At 57.0% G+C, this 6,174-nt stretch carries 7 protein-coding genes; 4 read left to right on the forward strand and 3 right to left on the reverse strand.

Translation table 11 applies throughout. The features are described 5' to 3' along the window. The 3 genes from DW49_RS0117685 to DW49_RS0117700 all read left to right on the forward strand — a co-directional run. A partial coding sequence (locus DW49_RS0117685) for an Abi family protein (protein WP_024421343.1) occupies positions 1-800 on the forward strand: 800 nt, incomplete at its 5' end. Positions 801-1,071: 271 nt separating this feature from the next. After that, positions 1,072-1,746, forward strand: a complete 675-nt coding sequence (locus tag DW49_RS0117695; RefSeq protein ID WP_005613721.1) for an HAD family hydrolase — start codon at positions 1,072-1,074, stop codon at positions 1,744-1,746. 234 nt (positions 1,747-1,980) lie between these two features. Further along, the gene (locus DW49_RS0117700; protein ID WP_005613718.1) at positions 1,981-3,114 is read left to right on the forward strand and encodes an XRE family transcriptional regulator; all 1,134 of its coding nucleotides are present in this window, start codon (positions 1,981-1,983) and stop codon (positions 3,112-3,114) included. 36 nt (positions 3,115-3,150) lie between these two features. On the opposite strand, the gene DW49_RS0117705 is transcribed toward DW49_RS0117700, so the two are convergent. Next, positions 3,151-3,405: a hypothetical protein gene (locus tag DW49_RS0117705; RefSeq protein ID WP_024419676.1), complete on the reverse strand. Its 255-nt coding sequence runs from the start codon at positions 3,403-3,405 to the stop codon at positions 3,151-3,153. An 83-nt stretch (positions 3,406-3,488) separates the two neighbouring features. Further along, positions 3,489-3,959 carry an Lrp/AsnC family transcriptional regulator gene (locus DW49_RS0117710; RefSeq protein WP_005613713.1) on the reverse strand — a complete coding sequence of 157 codons (471 nt, stop codon included), beginning with the start codon at positions 3,957-3,959 and terminating at the stop codon, positions 3,489-3,491. A gap of 395 nt (positions 3,960-4,354) precedes the next feature. On the opposite strand from DW49_RS0117710, the gene DW49_RS0117715 reads away from it, so the two are divergent. Further along, positions 4,355-5,509 carry a cysteine desulfurase family protein gene (locus DW49_RS0117715; protein ID WP_005613707.1) on the forward strand — a complete coding sequence of 385 codons (1,155 nt, stop codon included), beginning with the start codon at positions 4,355-4,357 and terminating at the stop codon, positions 5,507-5,509. A gap of 478 nt (positions 5,510-5,987) precedes the next feature. Here DW49_RS0117715 and DW49_RS1000000133380 read toward each other — a convergent pair. After that, positions 5,988-6,174, reverse strand: a 187-nt coding sequence (locus DW49_RS1000000133380; RefSeq protein ID WP_206539575.1) for a hypothetical protein, incomplete at its 5' end; no start/stop codon positions are given.

Genomic DNA, 6,174 nt, shown 5'->3' on the forward strand with positions numbered 1-6,174 from the left:
GCTTAAGTGAACAGCATTGCACCGATGGGTGGGCTTTTCGTGAATCACTTTCATATGTCCGCGGGTGGAGGCTTTCGCCCTCGTTTCCCTCGGCTAGTAGCCTGAATATAGGGATATTCGTGGTTGTCGTCAACGCTGCTCCATCTGTCGCGCCTGCTATACGCATAGCGCTATCGCCAGCAAGGTTTGCAACCTACGAGTCTGCAGCTGCGGCAGCAGGGCTCTCACCTGAGGACGCAGTAAAGCTTTACGCATGGAATGCTTATGTTTCTGGCACGTTGCTGACGCCGTTGCATATCTGCGAGGTTGTGGTAAGGAACGCCGTATCAGAAGCGCTTGCGGCGGTTTATGGACCTCACTGGCCTTGGGACAGGAACTTCGAGAATAGCCTCCCCACGACGAAAGGACCTGGGTACCAGCAGCGTCAGGATTTGATCAACTCCCGCGCACGATGCCGCACGACGGATCGCGTTGTCGTCGAACTCAAGTTCGTATTCTGGGAGAAAATGTTTACAAGCCGCCATGATCAGAGGATCTGGAACGCTCACCTGTTTCTGCTTTTTCCTAACCTGGACTCGACAAAATCAGTTTCAGAACACAGGTTGAGATTTGCTGGTGATCTGGAAACGATACGCCTGCTGCGCAACCGAATTGCTCATCATGAGCCCATTTTCAAGCGCAACCTTGCCGTCGACTTTTCAAAAATGAGTGGACTCGTGAATGCCAGATGCCAAACATCAGCAGCAAAGATGATGGGGGTAGAGTCGGCACTTGCCGCAGTTGTGGCGAAGCCTTTTTAAGGGCCTTCGGACCTTTGGCATAACGCAAACAACTCCAACGTCATCTCCACCCTCCCGCCCAAAAGATCGAACCCCCAACCCATCAAGCACTCGAAAGCGTGTGACCTCAAAACTCGACCCTTTTCCCTCCATCTGGCAACGCCGTATTTAAAGCCTTGGCTAAGCCCTGGCCTCACTCGGGATCGCTGCATTTCCGACACCGACGCTCATGTGTCGCTCAAGGCTCCAGGCCTCGCCAGACGGCCAACCCGAATTCAAAAAGAGTAACCCTATGAGACCCCAAACCTCCTTCATCTTCGACCTCGACGGCACGCTGACCGACAGCGTCTACCAAAACGCCGCTGCCTGGAAAGAAGCACTGGACGCAGAAAATATCCCGCTCGCGATGTGGCGTATCCACCGCAAGATCGGCATGAGCGGCGGGCTGATGTTGAAGTCGTTGTCGCGTGAAACCGGCATGAGCATTACCGATGAGCAAGCCGAGCGGCTCAGCGAAAAGCATGCGCAGGCGTACGAGCGTTTGCAGCATCAGATCATTGCGCTGCCGGGTGCGGTCGAGCTGCTTGAGACGCTCGACAAGGAAAACCTCAAGTGGTGCATCGCCACGAGCGGCGGGATTGATACGGCGACGATCAATCTGAAGGCGCTGAAGCTGGAAATCAATAAGATCAACATTGTTACGCGCGATGACGTGAGTTACGGCAAGCCGGACCCGGACCTGTTCCTGGCGGCAGCGAAGAAGATCGGCGCTCCGGTTGATGAATGCCTGGTGATCGGCGATGCGATCTGGGACATGCTGGCGGCGCGTCGCTGCAAGGCGACCGGCGTCGGCCTGCTCTCGGGTGGCTATGACATCGGCGAGCTTGAGCGGGCGGGTGCCTTGAGGGTGTACGAGGACCCGCTGGATTTGCTGAATCATCTGGACGAGATTGCTTCACGTCCTTGAATGCTTGGCTGGAATAGTGAATGAGGTAACTATTTACCTACACGCTACGGATTATCAGGTTCATCATTGCGCTCATAACCCAACGCCGCTGTCGTTGACCGTGACGGTGTCAGCCCATAATGTACGAGCATGTGCCGCGCTCTGCGGTGCGTGATATCGCCAAGGAGAAGGCAATGCCTGACAGCCCGCGCATGGATCAGCTCAGACAGCCTTCTCTGACGTTCCGAATTCGCCATGAGCCAAGCCGCATTTGTTAATCCAAGCATCCTCACGTGGTCCCGAGAACGTGCGGGGCTTTCTGCTGCACAGGTCGCTAGAAAGCTGCCCGTAAAGCCTGAGCGGGTCGAGGAATGGGAATCGGGCGAGGCAAGGCCAACCTTTCTGCAAGCCCAAAAATGGGCAAGCGTCGCGCACGTTCCTTTCGGCTACCTGTTCCTGCTTCAGCCTCCTGTTGAGCAGCTTCCGCTGCCAGACCTGCGCACGGTCGGTAACTCGGCACCATTGCGGCCTAGTCTGGAGCTTTTGGACACAGTAAAAGACGCGATCCGCAAACAGGACTGGTATCTGGAATACCTCCATGTGCAGGAGCGTCAGCCTCTTCCATTCGTGGGTCGCTTTGACAGCCGGACGTCGGTGAAGACGGTTGTGAACGATATTCGGCAAACCCTGGGCGTCGATCCGGAAAAATCCCGCCTCGATTACGATAAATACAGCCGCGCGCTGATTGATGCTGCCGAAGTGGCTGGTGTGCTTGTTATGCGCAGTGGCATTGCGCTGGGCAACACACACCGGAAGCTGGAAGTCAGTGAATTTCGAGGCTTCGCCATCAGTAACCCGCTGGCACCGGTGGTGTTCATCAACAGCTCTGATGCTCCAACAGCTCGGCTATTCACGTTGATGCATGAACTCGCTCATATCTGGATTGGCAGCAGCGGCGTCTCTGATGCAGGTACTGCTAACGGTCGAGAGGAAGAGCAATTCTGTAATGCGGTGGCAGGTGAGTTTCTTGTGCCCGAAGCGCTCTTTCGTACCGTATGGAACGCCAGTATTGAGTGGGAGAGTAATCTGGCCACGCTCGCCTCGCGGTTCCATGTCAGCAAACTTGTCATTGGTCGACGCGCTATGGACCTGGGATATGTAACCCAAGAACAATACGGCGCGTATTACCAGAAGATTCTGAAAGCATTCCGGGACGAGAAAGGCGGGGCTGGGGATTACTACCGCAATGCAACGGCCAAAAACAGTACGCGTTTGAGTAAGGCTGTATTGACCGAAACCCTGAGTGGCCGGATGCTGCTGCGTGAAGCAGGCAACCTGCTCGGCGTGCAGCCTGCCAAGTTAAGAACGCTGGCCGCTGCACACCTTTGAGCTGCTACACCACCTGAACGCCATATTCGTGCTGCCTCACCCCGGTGAAACACCGCCGCCCTCGTCCGCCACGATGTCCGGATCATCCGAATACACTTCCGGCTCGTCGTCTTCGTAGGCCTCATCGTCCTCTGTACGCGCCTTCACTTCGTCGCCCTTTTTCGCGCCGGCGCCGTGTTTGTTGGCGTTCATGGCGAGGACCGGGTCGGCTTCGCGGTCGTACTGACCGAGCCTGGCGCTGGCGGGGTCTTCTTTGGGTACGGTGTTGGTGAGTATGGGATCGGTCGTCATGTCAGCCACTTTTTTCATTTGCCAAAGAAAGTGGACGTGGCGGGGGGCTGAGGGTTCGATTCAATTGATGAGCGTGGCGGTGCTTAGCCGCCGAATGATGCGTATTGCAGCGGCAGGCCGGTGGTGAATTTGATCTGTTCCATGGCAAAGCTTGAGCTGACGTCGCTGATGCCGGGAATGCTGATCAGCTGTTTGTAGACGGCGTCGTACCCTGCGATGTCGGCTACAACTATGCGCAGCATGTAGTCGGTGTCACCGGCCATGCGGTAGCACTCGACGACCTCGGGCAGTTCGCCGACGGCGGCGTGGAATTTTTCAAGCCAGGCGGCGTTGTGCTGGTTGGTGCGGATGGCGGCGAAGACGCTGACAGAGACGTTCAATTGCTGCGGATTGAGCAATGCGACGCGTCGGTCGATGATGCCCGACTCTTCCAGCTTCTGGATTCTGCGCCAGCACGCGGTGCTGCCCAGGCCGATGCGCTCGGCAATGTCGGCGACGGAGCGGGTGCAGTCGGTTTGCAGGATGTCGAGGATTGCCCGGTCGAACTTGTCCATGGGTGGTTCCTGAGTGAAATTGGGGCAGCGATCTGCGTTGTTCGCGAAGACGGTAGTTCAAACGATACATTTTCAGCGAATGTACCGGCCCTTTCGCGAACAAGTTCGCTCCCACGCCCTCCGGGCAGAAGCTCACTCTGCGGAATCTTCAGAACCGATGCATGCGATGAGCGCTCTGCGTGGGAATGCCTGTCTGGTCATGAAATTACGCATCAAGCGACATCCTAGAATTTTTAATCGTATTAATCCAAACACAAGCGAATAATTTTTCGCATTCGACGCCAATATCCGGGCAAATATCAAAAAATTTTCGCCTCGGGATCAGTAACCTTTCACATCATCAGCCTTGCGAGGCTAACCCCTGATTCTGACCCGATCACGAAGTGAATTTGCCCATGACCACACCTGCGCTTTATCTGGATTACGCCGCTACCACGCCTGTTGATGAACAGGTCATCGAAGCCATGGTGGCCTGTATGGGCCGCGAAGGTCATTTCGGTAATCCGGCGTCCAGCGGGCACGGGTATGGGCAGGTTGCGCGGCAGGCGGTCGAGCTGGCACGGCGTCAGGTGGCCGATGCGGTGGGTGCACCTGCGCAGACTATCGTCTGGACATCCGGTGCCACGGAGTCCAACAACCTGGCGATCAAGGGCATCGCTCACGACAGCAGCGCGCAGCGGCGGCACATCATTACCAGTGTTCTGGAGCACAAAGCGGTGCTCGATACCGTCAGCACGCTGGAGCGTCAGGGCTTTCCGGTTACCTGGTTGAAACCGGACGCCCAAGGCCTGATCCAGCCGCAGGCGGTTCAGGCTGCGCTGCGCGAAGACACGCTGCTGGTGTCGCTGATGCTGGTGAACAACGAGCTGGGCACGCTGACTGATATCGCCCGTATTGGCGCTATCGTGCGCGAACACGGCGCGCTGTTTCATGTAGACGCGGCGCAGGCGGTGGGCAAGGTAAAGGTTGATCTGGCGACCCTCGCTGTAGACCTGATGTCCTTTTCCGCGCACAAGGCGTATGGCCCCAAAGGCATCGGCGCGCTGTATGTAGGCCCGCGTGCTCATTCGCTGTTACAGGCGCAAATCCACGGCGGCGGGCACGAAGGCGGTTTTCGGTCGGGCACGCTGGCGACGCATCAGATCGTCGGCATGGGCACCGCCTTTGCGTTGGCGATCAGTCAGGCCGAAGCTGAAAATCGTCGCATCGAAGAACTGAGCTGTCATTTGCGTGAAGGCCTGCTGGCCCTGCCGGACGTGCAACTCAATGGCAGCCCTGAACAGCGCATCCCGCACACGCTCAACCTGTGCATCACCCGCAGCGGCTTTACCAGCTCGCAGTTGTCCCACAGCCTGGCGTTGTCCTCGACGTCGGCGTGCAACTCGGCGAGCAATGCGCCTTCGCATGTACTGCTTGCCTTGGGCATGGACTCAGCGAAAGCGCTCGCCAGCGTACGCGTCAGCTTGGGCCGCTACACCACGCAGGCAGATGTCGAACGTGCTATTGAAGTGTTCAGCAAAGCCCTCAGCGCGCCTGCTGCGTTCTGGTAATTTACACCGCCTCCCAAGCCGCCCTGCCAACGGGCGGCTTCCTGCCTTTCCTTCCCGCCAACTAAAACCTTCTGCCTCGCAGCTCGGCACTTGCAGCTTGCGGCTTACAGCTAAAGAAAAATGTACCCCTCCAGATACAAAAAGACACAAATTGGCACAGTTCTTTCAAGTGGAACGCTCGTGCCATAAACCAATGGTGCACGCTGCATTCAAGGGGTGCCCACACGCACCAAATGCAGTCCACGGATGCGAGAGCGTCCACAAACAGTGCAGGCGCCGGATCACAAGTCTCGCGTCTCACCAGGAAAGGAATCTGGCTGTGCCCTACTCGTACCGTGCCACATCACCGTTGCGCTGGCCGCTTACCCCTTGGGCATCACCTGCCCTGGACGCTGCCTGCCCGGTCGCTGCGCCTCTGCCCGGCCCTGCGCGCTGCTTTATGACCGCTTTGCATTTCTGGACCTGAGATAGTTTGCGCTCACCTTCGCCTGTTCTGATGATTAATCAGCGCCTTGCGAAACCGTGCGCGCGATATAAGCAAAACGTCCCGACTTATAATTAACTGACACTTAACATACAACGCTTGCCCGACAATTTTTTCTAGGGTCTGTTCCCGTTTCACATTGGTAGCCACAGAAAAGCGCAGGCCATTGCTATGACGCTTT

The organism is Pseudomonas avellanae BPIC 631 (assembly GCF_000444135.1).
Classification (GTDB): Bacteria; Pseudomonadota; Gammaproteobacteria; order Pseudomonadales; family Pseudomonadaceae; genus Aquipseudomonas; species Aquipseudomonas avellanae.

Excerpts from the sequence above, each read along its gene's own strand:
- DW49_RS0117695 (WP_005613721.1), top strand. The coding sequence starts at position 1,072 with ATGAGACCCCAAACCTCCTTCATCTTCGACCTCGACGGCACGCTGACC.
- DW49_RS0117700 (WP_005613718.1), top strand. The coding sequence starts at position 1,981 with ATGAGCCAAGCCGCATTTGTTAATCCAAGCATCCTCACGTGGTCCCGA.
- DW49_RS0117705 (WP_024419676.1), bottom strand. The coding sequence starts at position 3,405 with ATGACGACCGATCCCATACTCACCAACACCGTACCCAAAGAAGACCCC.
- DW49_RS0117710 (WP_005613713.1), bottom strand. The coding sequence starts at position 3,959 with ATGGACAAGTTCGACCGGGCAATCCTCGACATCCTGCAAACCGACTGC.
- DW49_RS0117715 (WP_005613707.1), top strand. The coding sequence starts at position 4,355 with ATGACCACACCTGCGCTTTATCTGGATTACGCCGCTACCACGCCTGTT.